We start from the raw sequence: 14,599 nt of genomic DNA on the forward strand, positions 1-14,599 counted from the left end.
CATGCGGCATGGCCGCATTCCGGAACAGGGACGATCCGAAGCAGGGCGCGACAGGGCGGTGATCCGCCTGTGCGCCTTCGTCCCTCCCGGCGCGGTATTCGCCCAGGAAGGAGAACACGGATGTTCGAACGGACAATGAAGCTGGCATGTGTGGCGCTGACGATGGTCGCGCTTGGCTGCGCGGCCCCCCTTGCCGCGCAGGCGCAGGAAAGCAAAAAAACCTGGCGCATCTCACAGCCAGGCGGAAATTCGACCCAGTACAAGACCCAGCAGGCAGCGGTGCAGGCGATCCAGAGCCTGCCCGCGCCGAGTCCGTTCCCGCCGGAGTTCCAGAGTGGTTGGAAATCCGTCAATTCGATCAAGTCCACCGTGGTCGACCTGGAAGGCAATACTTCAATTACCTACTGGATGGGAAAGTCCCAGCCTTCCGATCCTGAATGGTCGTATCTCAGTACCGATATGTTCCCAACCGAAGAGGCGATGGTCGCTTCCTATCTCGCTTATATCAAGGCATTCAATCCTGTATGCCCGGGTGCAGCCGTCACGCCTACAAGCGAGTGGTATGCGCTCAGCCCGGACATGGAAGGAACCATCGAGACACGTGAATTTGAAGTGATATACATGACCGGCGACAACACAGCCGAGTCGCCGTGCACGCCATATCCAAGCGATGCTCATATGACGCGGACCCGGCGTCTGAACTGCCCGGTCCCCTTCACCCAGTGGTCCAACAAGCACGAAGCCTGCGTCAGCGAAGAGTTCGTAGCAACCATCACCTCCAAGTCGACGCAGTGCGACAAGGATGGCGGGAACGGCAACTGCCCGGCCTCGGGTAACAGCGCCATGAGTGGCATGAGCCCGAATCCCTCCAGCACTGCTGCATCGCAGGAGCCTCCGTGTACTGGCACGGTAGGCAACCCCTGCGACGTAAAGACCGGCGAGAAGTACGAGATCGCGCATGACTTCGATCTGGGCTGGATTGCACTGACGCGCTATTACCATTCGGGAATATCCACCTCGTCTGGAGGCTTCGGCTACGGTTGGACACATTCGCTTGGAGCGCAACTGGCACTGGATGGGGCGGGTGGCGCAGGCATCGTTGAAGCCACTGGTTTCCAGCGCGCCTTCAAGAAGATCGGGCAGGTCTACGAGGCCGCCGACAGCAGTGGCGATCGCCTGGTCCAGAATGGGAACTGGACGCTGTACGCGTCCGACGCCATTTCGACATTCGACGATGCGGGTCGGCTCGCCGCGAAGCACTTTGTGGACGGCACCTCGCTCACCTTCGTCTATGACGACAGCCAGCGCCTCGCTGCCGTAGTGCACAGCAGCGGCCGTACGCTTGAATTCGTCTATCAGTCCAACGACTACGAAGCCCTGATCAGCTCCGTTCTGGTCGCGGGCGTGCCGCAGGCGAGCTATACCTACACCGCGCATGGGCAGGTCGCTACCGTCACCTACGCTGGCGGCGGGGTGCGCACCTATCACTACGAGAATCAGGATTTCCCCCAGCACCTGACCGGCATTACCGCCGAGGATGGGCGCCGCTACAGCACCTTCACCTATGACACCATCGGTCGCGTCATTTCGAGCCAGCACGCGGGTGGTGCTGATGGCGTAACCCTTGCCTACAGCCCCAATGGCGGTGCGGTGGTCACCGATGCATTGGGCCATCAGACCGATTACACGCTGACACCCGGTGGCGACAGCGCGCCTCCCCGCAAGGTGTCGGGCACGACCGATGCCCAGGGTTCGATCAGCCGCACCTACTATGACGGCGCGGTCGATTTCCGCCGGCGTCTGGATACCTATACGGACCGGCGCGGCGTCCAGACCAAGCACACTTACAGCGAAGGCGTCGACGCGGTGACGGGCCGACCGGTCAACACCCATACCATCACCGATGCGGTGGGCCTGCCTGAACAGCGTGTTGTGCAGACCACGCGCGACAGTGTGACCAACGCGGTGCTGGCTACGACTATCGCTCAGCGTGAGACGCGCACCGCCTACAACTCGCGCCGACAACCGGTGAGCGTGACCCTGAAGGACCTGGCGTCCGGGCAGACGCGTACGGCCACGTATACCTATTGCGAGGCCGCGGACGTGGCCGCAGCGGGTAGTTGCCCCGTGGAGGGGCTGCTGAAGAGCGTGGACGGCGCACGCACCGACGTGGCCGACGTCAGCACCTATGCCTACTACGCCGCAGACGACGCAGGATGCGCGACCAATGGGGCCTGTACCTATCGCAAGGGCGACCTGCGCAGTGTCACCAATGCACTCGGTCAGACGGTGGAGACGTTGGCCTACGACGCCTACGGGCGACCGTTGTCGGTGAAGGATGCCAATGGCGTCGTCACCGACTACGCCTACCACGCTCGTGGCTGGCCCGCCTCGGTGACCGTACGCGGAGCCACCACCGCCGAGGATCGATCCACCCAGATCAGCTACTGGCCCACCGGTCAGGTGCAGCAGATCACCGAGCCCGATGGCGGCAGCGTGACTTACGTGTATGACGCGGCACAGCGACTTACCGACATTGAGGACAACGCCGGAAACACCATCCACTACACGCTGGACAATGCCGGCAATCGCCTGAAGGAGGACACCCTCGATGCGGGTGGCACCCTGCGCCGCACCCTAGCACGCACCTTCAACACGATTGGCCAGCTTACGGCGCTGAAGGACGCCGGCAACCACGCCACCAGCTTCACCTACGATGCCAACGGCAACCCGCAGACGGTAACCGACGCCCTGCAGCGCGTCTCCAGCCAGCAGTACGATCCCCTGAACCGGCTGGCTCGGACCCTGCAGGACGTGGGAGGTGTTGCTGCGGAAATCCGCAGCCAGTACAACGCGCTGGACCAGGTCACCCAGGTGACCGACCCGAAGGGCCTGCACACCACCTATGCCTATAACGGTTTCGGTGATCTGACTGGACAGGTCAGTCCGGACAGTGGCGCCAGCAGCTTCACCGTTGATTTGGCTGGCAACCGCAAGACCGCCACCGATGCGCGGGGCATCACCGCTACCTACAGCTACGACGCGCTCAACCGCCTGATCGGCATCGCCTACCCAGACCCCAATCTGGATGTGGGCTATAGCTATGACGTGGCACCGGCTGCCTGCGCCGCCGACGAGCGCTTTGCCAAGGGGCGCCTGGGGCAGGTGTTGCACGCGAATGGCAGCACCCAGTACTGCCATGACCGCTTCGGCCAGGTCACCCGCAAGGTGCAGACCGTCAACGGCGTCGTCAGCATGCTGCGTTATGCCTACAGCAAGTCCGGCCGCCTGACCGCGTTGACCTACCCGGACGGCAGCGTGGCCGACTACGTGCGAGATACCCAGGGGCGCGTCAGTGAGATCGGCCTGACCCGCCCTGGGCAGTCGCGGCAGATCGTGGTGAACAACGTGACCTACGCGGCCTTCGGCCCGGCGTCAGGGTGGACCTACGGCAACGGCCGTCAATTGCAGCGGCCACTGGACCTGGACTACCGCCAGCAGGCCGTGCATGACCCGGCAACAGGCGGGCTATCGCTGAGCTATGGCTATGATCCGGTCGGTTCGATCATCGAGCTGAAGAATGGAGCAGGGTCCGAAGTGCTGGCCAAGTACGCCTATGACGCGCTCGGCCGCCTGACCCAGACCCAGGACGGTACGACCGGCACGCCGATTGAAACCTACGGCTACGACGCAACCGGCAACCGCATCTCGCTGACCACTTCGGCAGGAACCGCCAATTACACCTATCCGGCCACCAGCCACCGGCTGACTGCGGTGGATGGCGAGGTGCGGAATCACGACGCATCGGGCAACACCACCAGCATTGGCAGCAAGGCTTTCACCTACAACGATGCCAACCGCATGAACGCAGTGAAGCAGGGCAACGCCACATTGGAGAGCTACGCCTACAACCATCGCGGTGAGCGCGTGCTGCGTACCCCGGCCGGTGGTGCGGCTCAGATTACCCTGTATGACGAGGCAGGGCAGTGGGTGGGCAACTACTCGGCCACGGGGCAGGCGCAGCAGCAGGCGATCTGGCTGGACAACTATCCGGTGGCGTTGATCAATGTGCCGAGCGCCGGCGTACCGGAGCTGGCCTACGTCCAGCCGGATCATCTGGGTACGCCGCGCGTGGTGATCGACCCGGTGCGGGATGTGGCGATCTGGGAATGGAGCAGCAAGAGCGAGGTGTTTGGCGACCAGGCGCCGGCCAATGATCCTGATGGAGATGGTGTGGCGTTCGAACTGGCGCTGCGCTTCCCGGGCCAGCAGGCGACGGCTGCGAGTGGCATGTTCTACAACTACCAGCGGGACTATGAGCCGGGGGTGGGGCGCTACTCGCAGAGTGATCCCATTGGGTTGGAAGGCGGCATCAGTACATTTGTCTACTCCGAATCTGATCCCGTTCTGAACGTTGATCCACTCGGTGAGATGTCGGGACGTCGCGGTGAAAGAAATCAGACTAGATCGCCGGATGGGACTAACAATCCAGGAAAAAAATGGAAGGATGATCCGAAACGACCCGGGTGGGGATGGCAGTACGATAGCAATTCAGGAAAGAGAACCTATAAGAAGAAACCACCGTTTCTGCTTCCGCCCAAAGCGATCGGGCCCATCTTCGCACTCAGAGTTGCTCTCCAAGTCGCCTGCGAGAACGGAGATCTGAACTCGTGCAAGACCCTTTGCGACCTATTTCCCGAGGCCTGCGGCGGGGTAGATTTCACTGAGCCAAATGTAGCAATCTGTCCTACGGGCGGGACGACATCGCAGCTCTTCTAGAGCCAGAGAAATCCTGTTTGATTCAGCAAGAGCCGGGAGTATCTCCCGCTCACTAGCGGCGACACTGGCGCAGACGTGAGGTTGAATAGATGAAGAAGTTGCGTGCGCGTGCGACAAAGGACATGGGGGAAATTACTCCAGACGCAATTAGGAAGGTAGTACTCAGTCTTTTCCGCCGCCGCCACGACTATGGTGACTTTGACCTCTCAGCGGTGGTGGCTGAACTTGGCCAGCTTGGGATTTCGACAGTAAAGCAATTGCGGCTACTTCTTAAAAAACATCGTCGGGCAATTCTCAATGACGAGAGAAGTCGGATGACCGGCGCTGAAACTGTGCACCTTCTTTCGTGGTTCGACCCGCGAGGTATTGACTCACACACAAACACCGCATGGTTTGCGATTCCTGGTTTAGTGCGAGAGGCACTTGAAAAGGAGTTCGGGTGGGAAGTGGTGGAGCAGTTCTACGTAGACGCGCCAGATGAAGGCTACGAAGAAGAAGAGGCAGAATGAGTTTGCGTGCGGATCAATACTGCAACAGGAGGAATCGTTCCGCTGGAACTTCTGGAAGTGGACGATGCTTGACTGTCGCGAGGCGGCTCAGTCGTTCAGGCTGCTGCGAAGTTGGATGCCAAGAAGCTTGCGGCACAATGCCGCTCTGAACTGGAGGCATTCAAGCAGCGAGCGGGGAGGAACAGCTTCGACGTCGCGCCGGAAAGCATGTGTAGCTCAGTCGCGGATATCCAGAAGTCTTTGCGTGAAGTTGCGGAGTGGGTGAAGGAGGGCAATGACTGCGATGGTGTCTAGGTCTTGTGTTGGCTTGATCACCATGGCACTTGCGCGCTCGTGCAACCCTGCCCGCACCGTTCCAAACACCATGATGCACGCCACTGTAGCGGCAAGAAGGAGCGACCGGCAATGCGCTGCATTCGGATACTGACCATCCTCCCGCTCGGCCTGGGCCTGCTGGGGTGCAGGGGTGAGGTGGAGAGTTCAACGTACCCCATGGGTCAGACGGGAAAGACCTGCACTACCTACAAGGGCTTCGATCGCCACGCTCCTGAAGTGGTTGTTGCCGAACTTTCCAGACGGGGGTTGGATAGTCGTAGGTTGATTCATAAGACGGTCTGCGGCTCGATCACCAGCTGGGAGATCCTGCCTGCGGGGGCGTCGATCGATCGGATACCTCCGCCAGATGTGTATGTAAGCGTCCGGCTGAGGGAAGACGGCTCCGTTTCCGTCAGTACGGACCGCCCATGATGTCGGCGCTGCCCCTGATGGTCGAGCATCGGGCCAGCGTCACTGGACGGTAGAATTGCTACGTGGGGAGCTGGGTTTGTCCAGTACCCGGGGAGGTCAGCCTCTGGCCGGACGCGAATCTGATCAATGACGGCGTCGCAATTCGTTTAATGCGACGGATCCCAATCTGATGGTCTGTGGAGGGTGGACAGAGGACGCACGATGGTGCGACGGGCACTCTGCGGGCTGCCGTCGGGAGTCGTTGGCGGAGCGGCTAGAGGGGATTACGACCAACGGCGGCCCGCGGTCCCCAACAAACAACGCTGCTCATCAGGCACGGACTTATTGAAGCGCCCAAGCAGCGCTTCGATCCACGATGTTCCTGCACTCTCCACCAGCAACCCGCCCTGGCTCTGGTGGTAGTCCCACCAGAGCTCGAAACTGAGACGCAGGCGTTCTATTCCCGGCGCCCTATATCCGGCGCCCGCGTAAGTGCATCTGCGGGCATCCGGTTCAGCACGTGTGAGGGGGCGTTTTCCACATCTATCACCAGATGGTGAACCACACACGTGGTTGGTGGGTCTCACAATGGATGGAGTGGCGAAGATAAGTACTTCCATTGCATGGCAAACTGCCAAGCCGCACAGAAGGGTATGGGCGGATCTGCTGCTGCTCAGTGCATAAGCGACGGGCGCGAGTGGTTCGATCAAAACATCAAGGGCGATTCTGCCGCCGACTCCGCTGCGGATCAATTGGCAAATCGCCTTGGACGATCATCTGGACGAATAAGCCCTGCTGGGAGTTGCTCGCAGATCTGCGGGAGCTATCGTCCCGGTGGAAATTTCCCCTACTGATGACTTGCATGCCTCCAATGAACACTCGCAAGCTCTTCCTGATGGTCACGCTGGCACTCGCACTTTCTGGCTGCTCGGAAGTTGCAAGCACCCAATATGCAGACCGAAACCAAGCCGTTTCGAGACAGGCAGTCGGTGAATCGAAGTGGTTGCCCGAGTGGTTGCCTGAGGATGCTGTCAACATACAAGAGACGCACGACATGGACACCAATGAGTCGTGGTTGGTCTTTCGTCCAACCAGCGGGATTCTTACTTTGCCTGAAGACTGCACGCTGGCAAGCAGGCCGGAGATGCCGGACGCGCGAGTCATGCGGCGGTTTCCCCAGTTCGCCCGAAGTGCTTGGTCGCGCGCGTCAAATTACGCCGGAAAGTTCTACCTGTGTCCGGAGGGCAATGCTGGTCGCTGGGTCGTGCATGATGAAGACCTGGACCTTGTTTACAGCAGAGTAAAGTTCTGAGGCCAAACTGCTTTGTGAGGAGTCCCTCGTCCCTCGGGCACGGCTCGGGACCTCTGCACTGCGCGCCCGTGCCCGACATCGCTCGTGCGTACTCTTCTTCCACGCTTCTGGTAAGCCAATGAAGGCTAAAGTGCTAATTCCATGCCTCGTTCTATGCGTCGCGCTTGCAGGCTCGGCGTCGGCTCGTCCAATGGCCGAGCGACTTGCGGCGGATATTGAGATGGCAGAGCACGCCATTCTCGCGTCGTTGGCCATCCATAAGAGTTCGGAAAGCAGGTCACTGTGTTCGCAGAGCCCCTATGCCTGCGCAGGGGCCGATGGTGCGGAGCTCGGGCTCGCTCTTATAGGAGGCAGTAGAAGCTCCTCTGCCCCCAAGCACTTGCTGGAACTCTCACGCTTTCGCATGGACGGAGCACTCTCAGCGGACTACAAGTGCTACGTGGCTTCGCGAGGCGGCTCAGTCGTTCAGGCTGCTGCGAAGTTGGATGCCAAGAAGCTTGCGGCACAATGCCGCTCTGAACTGGAGGCATTCAAGCAGCGAGCGGGCAGGAACAGCTTCGACGTCGCGCCGGAAAGCATGTGTAGCTCAGTCGCGGATATCCAGAAGTCCCTGGGTGAAATTGAGGGGTGGGTGAAGACGGGCAGTGACTGCGATGGTGTCTAGGTCTGGTGTTTGCTTGATCACCATGGCACTTGCCAGCTCGTGCAACCCTACCCGCACCGTTCCAATCACCACAATGCACACCGACGCAGCGGCAAGAAGGAGCGACTGGCAATGCGATGCATTCGGACACTGACCCTCCTCTCGCTCGGCCTGGGCCTGCTGGGGTGCAGGGAAGAGTCGGAGAGTTCAACGTACCCCATGGGTCAGACGGGAAAGAGCTGCACTACCTACAAGGGCTTTGATCGCCACCCTCCTGAAGTGGTTGTTGCCGAACTTTCCAGACGGGGGTTGGATAGTCGTAGGTTGATTCATAAGACGGTCTGCGGCTCGATCACCAGCTGGGAGATCCTGCCTGCGGGGGCGTCGATCAATCGGATGCCTCCGCCAGATGTGTATGTAAACGTCCGGCTGAGGGAAGACGGCTCCGTTTTCGTCAGTATGGATCGCCCATGATGTCGCCGCTGCCCGTGCTGCTGGAGTATCGGGCCAGCGCCCTCCGGCCTACGCCGGGCCGGCACTCCCAACAAACACCGCTGCTCATCAGGCACCGCCCCACTGACGCGCCCAAACCGCGACTCAACCCACGATGGCCCCGCACGCTCCACCAGCAACCGCCCCTGGCTCTGGTGTAGATCCAACCAACGCTCGAAGCTGAGGCGCAGGCGTTCGATATCCGGCGCCCGCCACCGAGCGTCGGCGGGCATGCGGATCAGCACGCGTGAAGGGGCGTTCTCCACATCCATCACCAGAACACCCTTGCACCGGATCTCGAAGGACGTCGCCCCGGCATAGCGCGTGTGCAGTTCAAAGCCTTCCTTGGCCTTCGCGGTTACGAAGCCGAGCGCATCACTGTGCAGCGCCCGGTAATCGGCCGGCTGCAGCTTCTGGTAGGCCCACACCTGATCGCCCGCCGGCTCGGGCCACCCCGCCCATACCATGCCCATCACCACGATGCACACCGCCGCAGCGGCAAGGCCGTGCTTGCTCATGCATCACCCCGCACACAGGCAGAACGGAATACCCATGACCGCGCCATCACTCGCGTGGTCGCACGCGCTCGTGGATGAATGCCGTGAGCGCGATATCGGCCATCACCAGCCCCTCCATCACCCGGTCGCCCACGTACTGGTCGGGCTCACCGTTCTGGCGCGTGCGCTCGGCCGCCAGCAGGATCTCCTGCACGATGCGCTGGCCGGTGAGCGCGCAGTCGGCGTCGGACAACTGCATCTGCCGGCTACGCAGGTGATGGCGCTCGGGCCAGGGCTGGCCATCGGCCGCAGCACCGGCGCCGATGGCGTGGAGGATGGCGATAAGGCTGTTGGGGTCCAGGGCGGGGCTGGGTGACGGCGCTTCCTGGATGGGGCGCGGGGGAGGGGAGTGCGGCGTGGTCATGGCTGGCTCCGTGCATGCAGGCAGAAGCCGCCACCGATAAAGGTGACGGACGATGCGTGGCTCGAAAACCGGATCACTAGACTAATGCCGGCGGGTACAAGACCCCCACGCACCGCCCGCCATAGCCGGCAGACGGATTGCCAGCCGGCACCACGCGTGGCGGTGCCGGCTGGCAAGCGTAAACAACGTCTAGTGAATCGGGTTTTCGACGCCCGGCCACCCGTTGTCGGTGGCTCTACCAGAGTTGCCTGATGTTGTTGGAAATGCCAAGGGGTTGGGGTCAATGCCGCCAACGCCCGGGACGTTTTTGGCATTGTCGCATAGGGGCGAGACGGGGCGAGAGGTTTGGGGGCAGGGCTTCCGGGGACTCTGGAACAGATCCTTCAGATTCCTGCGCCAGAACGTTGTTGGTGTGGTAATTGCGACAATGGGGGCGGATGCTCTACTGCGAAGCCGCGACAGGCATTGCGACCCCTTCTTTGGTAATAAATGGATCAGAGGCGCAGTTCTTTGCTCAAATTCGCGCGAATATCGTAGCGCATGGCGGAATTGATCAACTCCGACCGAGTGAAGTTCGGCCTTACGTTCCGTGTGTACTCAGTGGCAGCCGTTGCGAGCAATACGCAGAAATTTAGGTCGTGTTTCGTGCGGTTAACATTATTTTGATCTGTTTTTTTGTGAAGCCGCTCACCATGGCTGCGCATGCTGCTGTCCATATTGAATTTGCATAGGGGTTTTGAGCCTGAGTCAATCACCAAGTGGCAGATCTCATGTAGTAGGATGGAGTCAAAGTCTCGTTCGGCGCATGAACTTAACTCGGTTGAAAGCAATAGCACGTCTGCATTCAAGTCCGGCGTGTTGAAGAAGTCTTGCACTCTTACTCTGTAACCCGCTACTGCGCTGCTGTACCTTTGGTTCATCTGGTCCGTCAGCTCGTCAGGTGGATTTCCAAATAATGGGCTGAATGAATTCAATTCTTTATTGATTGAGTAGCCGAATATCACTCGGTTGTCGTTTTTTATTTTGTATTCGCTGAGTGAAAGTCCAAGGGCTAATTTTGCGATTTCTGCGAAGCGTTCTTCAATTGGGCTGGCTGCATCAATTTTCATGGGCTAAGGCTCGTGACAATATGAGTGGATGGGTGTGATTCGATCTGGATCTCTGAGTGCTGGGGGCTCGCGGTTCGAATTTAAGGCGCTGGTCAATCGATGTCGTAGTTATTATTCTTATTATCCAGATCGCCCTGGTTTTGCGGTTCTCGTGTTCAAGCAGCAGCGGGGGCGATTGCAGGTCACGATAGACGCGGCTTCTATTCATGGATAGGCGCTTGGCAGGTTGCTCGATACTGAGTCCTTCTTCAACCCGCAGGCTACAAATGCACTCTTCCTTTTCACTCGCAAGAGCAATTCTGCGGCCAAACCTGGTGTCCTTTTGCTGTGCGAATGCGATACCGTCTATTTGGCGCTCACCGCGTAGTGATTGAGCTATGCGATCTAGGCGGGACACAACTAGTGCATCCCAGCATGCAGGCACTCGAATGCCGCCTGGAGCTGTGGGCAGATGGCAACCCGACGGACAGAGCGCTTTGCGTGGTAAATCTTGCTACATCCATCCCTGGCGAGCCTGCCCCATTGGGCTTCCGAGGATAGACCTGCTGAGCTAACACGCGCATAGCGGATGACTTCAATTTTTCTTAAAAATCTATTAGACGTTGTGAGAGTAGCGTTTTAGAATGGATTTTGGAACGAAATGGAGATGTTCCAAGGTGTACAAAAAAATTTAGACGCCAGCTATGCGTCAGGGCGCAGGGCCCTGACGTATCCTCTACATCAGGTCCAGTGGCAGCGATGAAGCATTCATGACAGATAGAACACCTTTGGCACAGCGACAGTTGGTGGAATGGTTCCTCCGCAGATCTCCTACGACTGGTGCGCGGCGTGTTCTCCCCTTTTCGGCAGCAATCGGCAGCGAAACTGGCTTGGTACGAAAGCAGAACGAGGACCGCGCCGCCATCGCGCGGGGGCGTGACGCTGATGGCCGAGTTTTTGTCGTTGCTGCTGTCGCCGACGGAATCGGGGGGATGCGGGATGGGCACGTCTGCGCCTCCATCGGCCTCGCGTCGCTTCTAGCAGACGTGTTCTATCAAGCGCAGGAGGGGCTGCCAGCTGAGTTTTGGCTTGAAAGCGCGATCTACTCGGCGAATGATTCCGTCTGCCGAGAGTACACGTCCAATGGCGGCACAACGCTTTCGGCTCTCTTGTTGTTAGAAGGCGGAGGGGGCTACTGGGCAAGTGTTGGTGACAGTCGCATCTATGTGATGGAAGACGCTTTAGTGCAGCTATCGAGGGACGACACCATTGCTGGTCAGCTTGGAAGGCCAAGGGGGGGGGCGGAGCAGTCAAAGTTGCTTCAGTACATAGGAATAGGTAGTTCGCTCGAAGTCACTATCCATGCTGTTACTCCAGAACAGCACGGCATGGCCTTGTTGACTACAGACGGAGTGCATTTTTTGGAGAATGCGAGTGGCATTCTTGAGCTTGTGGTCCGCCATGCTGGTGACTTCGGCGCCTGTGTAAGAAGGCTCATCGAGCTTTCGCGGTGGTGTGGCGGTCCAGATAACGCCACGGCTATTGCCATTCCTTTCGATAGCGAGGCTCTTGCCGATGACGCGCCAACGAGTAGCTCTTGTCTTGACGTTTGGGACGCGTTCGGCGAAGTGCGTATCCTGGATTTGGGGAAGATCCCCAGTCCGAGAAGAAATTTTACCTATTCAGAGGGCGGGGCCGCCCATCTCCCGGATCCCCCCGAAAGGCCTTCCAGTGACAAATCTGAGGATCAGGCTTTAAGTGCGCCTCCCCTTGTCGAAGGGAAGCGGAAGAGGAAGGCGAAACCGAAAGGAAAGGCGAAGAGCAAGGAAGAAGTCAAGGTTCCCCAAGTACAAATTCGGTTCTCAGACAAGGAACAGTGAAATGGAATTTGGACCGCGGTACACCGTCTTGGGAGATGCCCTCAAGGGAGGCATGGGGGATGTGTATCCATGTCGAGACGAAGTGCTAAGTCGACCTGTCGCCGTGAAGATTGTGCGGAGTGGCGTAGAGCAGCGTCGCATGCTGGACGAAGTACGAGCGTTGTTGAAGCTTCGGTCTAAGCATGTTGTGCAAGTCTATGACCTTCTTCAACTCGACAACGACGCAGTTGCCGTCGTGCAAGAGTTCTTAGGTGGCGATGACCTCATGCATGAAGCCACGTTGGCAATCGATTCCTACCAGTTGATGAGGCAGTTGTGGCAAATCGCAGCCGGTATCAGGGACATCCACGCTGAGAACATAATTCATCGGGATATCAAGCCCAACAACATGAAGTTGGACGGCGAAGGTCTCATAAAGATATTTGACTTTGGCCTCGCTAGGAGCGCGGGCGATGAAGCCTCTACCATGGGTTTCGTGGGCACCAGGGGCTTCGCTGCCCCGGAGCTGTACCGTGACGTTGCAGATTTCACGACAATGGTTGATGTCTACGCGTTCGGTGCAACAGCGGTCTTTCTGGCAGCACGGGGGTTGCCTCAGGAGATGACGGCGGTTCCACCGCTTCCGCCTCCGGCAGGATTTCTTGACGCGATCTTTGCGGAGCTTGCGGCTGATGTGAAAGATATTGTTGCGCAGTGCCTTTCACAGGATCCTTCCGAGCGGCCAAGCATGGAGGCAGTGGCGTATCTATTCTCTCGCCATCTGCTGTTGAATCGTCATCAGGGTCTTCTTGTCTATCAGCAGGCCCCGTCCTACCTCAATGCAGGAAATCGGACTGTTGTGGCGAGTTTGCCAGAGATGGGCGGAATCAAGATTCACTATGACGGACTTGATTTTGTAGTGCAGGCTTTGGACGGAGATGTGTCTGTCAATAACAAGGTCCCCTACGTGGGACAGGTCCTTCCTGGTTCCTGTGTAATTGCCTTGGGCGGGCCAGTAATGGGGAACCGTCGCCGATACGTAACTTTTGATCTTTCCTCGCCGGAGGTTGTTCTATGAGCGGAACGTTGGCAGTTGGACAGTTGGTTGGTGGCCGTTACCAAGTTGTCCGCTACATCGACGAGGGGGGAATGCAGTACGTATATGAAGCGTACGATAATCTGATGGAACGAGTAGTAGCGCTTAAGACGCCAAAGAATCGATCTTCAACGAAGAGGTTTCGCCGAAGCGCAATTGTGGCTGCTCGGGTCAACCACCCGAGTGTGGCAAAGACGTTGGACTATGTTCGTGAAGGGGAAGACCGGTTCTTGATTGAGGAGTTAGTGGATGGAGAGGATTTGTCCAAGGCGCTGCTTCGTAGAACGCCGTTCTTGGACCCCTATTTGGCAGCTCGTGTTTTTCATCATCTTGCGAAGGGTGTTGCGGCGGCCCACCACGCAGGCGTGGTACATCGCGATTTGAAGCCCTCTAATGTGATGGTGGTTGGCGACTACAGCCTTGCTGCAGTGAAGGTAACTGACTTCGGTATCGCGAAACTCGCCCAGGAGGAAATCGACGAGGCTGTAGCCGGTGGAGACACAAGCTTGTCGATGTCCCAAACTGCCGTTGGTGCACTTCCTTACATGGCACCTGAGGCTATCGACTCGCCGGAGAGTGTTTCATATCCCGCCGATATCTGGTCAATAGGCGCGATGATGTTCCATTTGCTGACCGGCTCCCCTCCCTTTGGAACGGGGCTTCGCGCAGTGAAGAGTATTTTGGCGGCGGAGCCCCCTCCTGTACCTGGATTCCTTTCAAGGAACCCCCAGTTTTCTCCCTTGTCAAAAAAGGTGCTGGAATTAGCGCTTAGCTGCATGCAGAAGGATCCTCAGGCCCGGCCGACTGCGGACCAATTGGTACAAAGCTGTGGTGACCTTTATTACAACTCGTCTCCCCGGATGATGGGAGTAGTCAAGCGAATCGATTACAACAAGTATGGATTCATTCGCACAAATGGCGATGATGTGTTCTTCCACGTTGATAGCTGCTACGGTCCGGAGCCTCTTCAAGCTGGGGACGAGGTGCTGTTCTCAAGTTATGAGGGAGGTGGAGCATATAGGGCATATCCAGTCGTTAAGTTGACTTCACCAGACAGGGCTTAGCACTGCTGGCTTCAGTCCGCGGTTGGTGAATGTCAGGCACTAATACGTCAGTGAGCCCAAGTTCGGAGGATGCGCTACTAGAGAAAGTTGATTGATGCGCAGAGCCTGGC

At 58.5% G+C, this 14,599-nt stretch carries 10 protein-coding genes and 2 pseudogenes; 8 read left to right on the forward strand and 4 right to left on the reverse strand.

Translation table 11 applies throughout. The annotated features are described in order from the left end of the window. Nucleotides 1–120 precede the first annotated feature (120 nt). Both ACVOLJ_RS03005 and ACVOLJ_RS03010 read left to right on the forward strand, forming a co-directional pair. Nucleotides 121–4,779 (forward strand): RHS repeat-associated core domain-containing protein, encoded by a 4,659-nt coding sequence (locus ACVOLJ_RS03005; protein ID WP_481563425.1) that lies wholly within the window; start codon nucleotides 121–123, stop codon nucleotides 4,777–4,779. A gap of 89 nt (nucleotides 4,780–4,868) precedes the next feature. Continuing rightward, nucleotides 4,869–5,288, forward strand: a complete 420-nt coding sequence (locus tag ACVOLJ_RS03010) for a hypothetical protein (protein WP_475278621.1) — start codon at nucleotides 4,869–4,871, stop codon at nucleotides 5,286–5,288. A gap of 1,010 nt (nucleotides 5,289–6,298) precedes the next feature. On the opposite strand, the pseudogene ACVOLJ_RS03015 reads toward ACVOLJ_RS03010, so the two are convergent. After that, a pseudogene (locus ACVOLJ_RS03015) lies at nucleotides 6,299–6,567 on the reverse strand (cold-shock protein); the annotation flags it as partial. 16 nt (nucleotides 6,568–6,583) lie between these two features. Here ACVOLJ_RS03015 and ACVOLJ_RS03020 point away from each other — a divergent pair. The 3 genes from ACVOLJ_RS03020 (at nucleotide 6,584) to ACVOLJ_RS03030 (ending at nucleotide 7,990) form a co-directional block, all read left to right on the forward strand. After that, nucleotides 6,584–6,868: a hypothetical protein gene (locus tag ACVOLJ_RS03020; protein ID WP_475278620.1), complete on the forward strand. Its 285-nt coding sequence runs from the start codon at nucleotides 6,584–6,586 to the stop codon at nucleotides 6,866–6,868. Nucleotides 6,869–6,885: 17 nt separating this feature from the next. After that, on the forward strand, nucleotides 6,886–7,326 hold the full coding sequence (locus tag ACVOLJ_RS03025; RefSeq protein ID WP_475278619.1) for a YbbD-related protein: 441 nt from the start codon (nucleotides 6,886–6,888) through the stop codon (nucleotides 7,324–7,326). Between the two features lie 220 nt (nucleotides 7,327–7,546). Further along, entirely contained in the window at nucleotides 7,547–7,990 is a 444-nt protein-coding gene (locus tag ACVOLJ_RS03030; protein WP_481563441.1) for an Imm57 family immunity protein, read from the forward strand. Between the two features lie 506 nt (nucleotides 7,991–8,496). Here ACVOLJ_RS03030 and ACVOLJ_RS03035 read toward each other — a convergent pair. The 3 genes and pseudogenes from ACVOLJ_RS03035 to ACVOLJ_RS03045 all read right to left on the reverse strand — a co-directional run. Continuing rightward, nucleotides 8,497–8,979: pseudogene (locus ACVOLJ_RS03035) on the reverse strand (cold-shock protein); the annotation flags it as partial. 46 nt (nucleotides 8,980–9,025) lie between these two features. After that, nucleotides 9,026–9,382 carry a hypothetical protein gene (locus tag ACVOLJ_RS03040; RefSeq protein WP_481563426.1) on the reverse strand — a complete coding sequence of 119 codons (357 nt, stop codon included), beginning with the start codon at nucleotides 9,380–9,382 and terminating at the stop codon, nucleotides 9,026–9,028. 494 nt (nucleotides 9,383–9,876) lie between these two features. Next, on the reverse strand, nucleotides 9,877–10,491 hold the full coding sequence (locus tag ACVOLJ_RS03045) for a hypothetical protein (protein ID WP_481563427.1): 615 nt from the start codon (nucleotides 10,489–10,491) through the stop codon (nucleotides 9,877–9,879). Nucleotides 10,492–11,240: 749 nt separating this feature from the next. Here ACVOLJ_RS03045 and ACVOLJ_RS03050 point away from each other — a divergent pair. From ACVOLJ_RS03050 to ACVOLJ_RS03060, 3 genes are read left to right on the forward strand one after another with little or no spacing between them, the layout of a single operon-like run. Further along, nucleotides 11,241–12,350, forward strand: a complete 1,110-nt coding sequence (locus ACVOLJ_RS03050; RefSeq protein ID WP_481563428.1) for a PP2C family protein-serine/threonine phosphatase — start codon at nucleotides 11,241–11,243, stop codon at nucleotides 12,348–12,350. Nucleotides 12,351–12,402: 52 nt separating this feature from the next. Next, nucleotides 12,403–13,407, forward strand: a complete 1,005-nt coding sequence (locus ACVOLJ_RS03055) for a serine/threonine-protein kinase (protein WP_481563442.1) — start codon at nucleotides 12,403–12,405, stop codon at nucleotides 13,405–13,407. Continuing rightward, a complete protein-coding gene (locus ACVOLJ_RS03060; RefSeq protein ID WP_481563429.1) occupies nucleotides 13,404–14,489 on the forward strand; it encodes a protein kinase domain-containing protein in 1,086 nt (361 codons plus the stop codon). The genes ACVOLJ_RS03055 and ACVOLJ_RS03060 overlap by 4 nt, the downstream gene beginning before the upstream one ends. The last annotated feature ends 110 nt before the right edge of the window (nucleotides 14,490–14,599 follow it).

This window comes from Stenotrophomonas sp. STEN046 (assembly GCF_056759755.1).

Coding starts and splice junctions, on each gene's coding strand:
- ACVOLJ_RS03050 (WP_481563428.1), top strand. CDS start 11,241: ATGACAGATAGAACACCTTTGGCACAGCGACAGTTGGTGGAATGGTTC.
- ACVOLJ_RS03055 (WP_481563442.1), top strand. CDS start 12,403: ATGGGGGATGTGTATCCATGTCGAGACGAAGTGCTAAGTCGACCTGTC.
- ACVOLJ_RS03030 (WP_481563441.1), top strand. CDS start 7,547: ATGGCAGAGCACGCCATTCTCGCGTCGTTGGCCATCCATAAGAGTTCG.
- ACVOLJ_RS03045 (WP_481563427.1), bottom strand. CDS start 10,491: ATGAAAATTGATGCAGCCAGCCCAATTGAAGAACGCTTCGCAGAAATC.
- ACVOLJ_RS03010 (WP_475278621.1), top strand. CDS start 4,869: ATGAAGAAGTTGCGTGCGCGTGCGACAAAGGACATGGGGGAAATTACT.
- ACVOLJ_RS03060 (WP_481563429.1), top strand. CDS start 13,404: ATGAGCGGAACGTTGGCAGTTGGACAGTTGGTTGGTGGCCGTTACCAA.
- ACVOLJ_RS03005 (WP_481563425.1), top strand. CDS start 121: ATGTTCGAACGGACAATGAAGCTGGCATGTGTGGCGCTGACGATGGTC.
- ACVOLJ_RS03025 (WP_475278619.1), top strand. CDS start 6,886: ATGAACACTCGCAAGCTCTTCCTGATGGTCACGCTGGCACTCGCACTT.
- ACVOLJ_RS03040 (WP_481563426.1), bottom strand. CDS start 9,382: ATGACCACGCCGCACTCCCCTCCCCCGCGCCCCATCCAGGAAGCGCCG.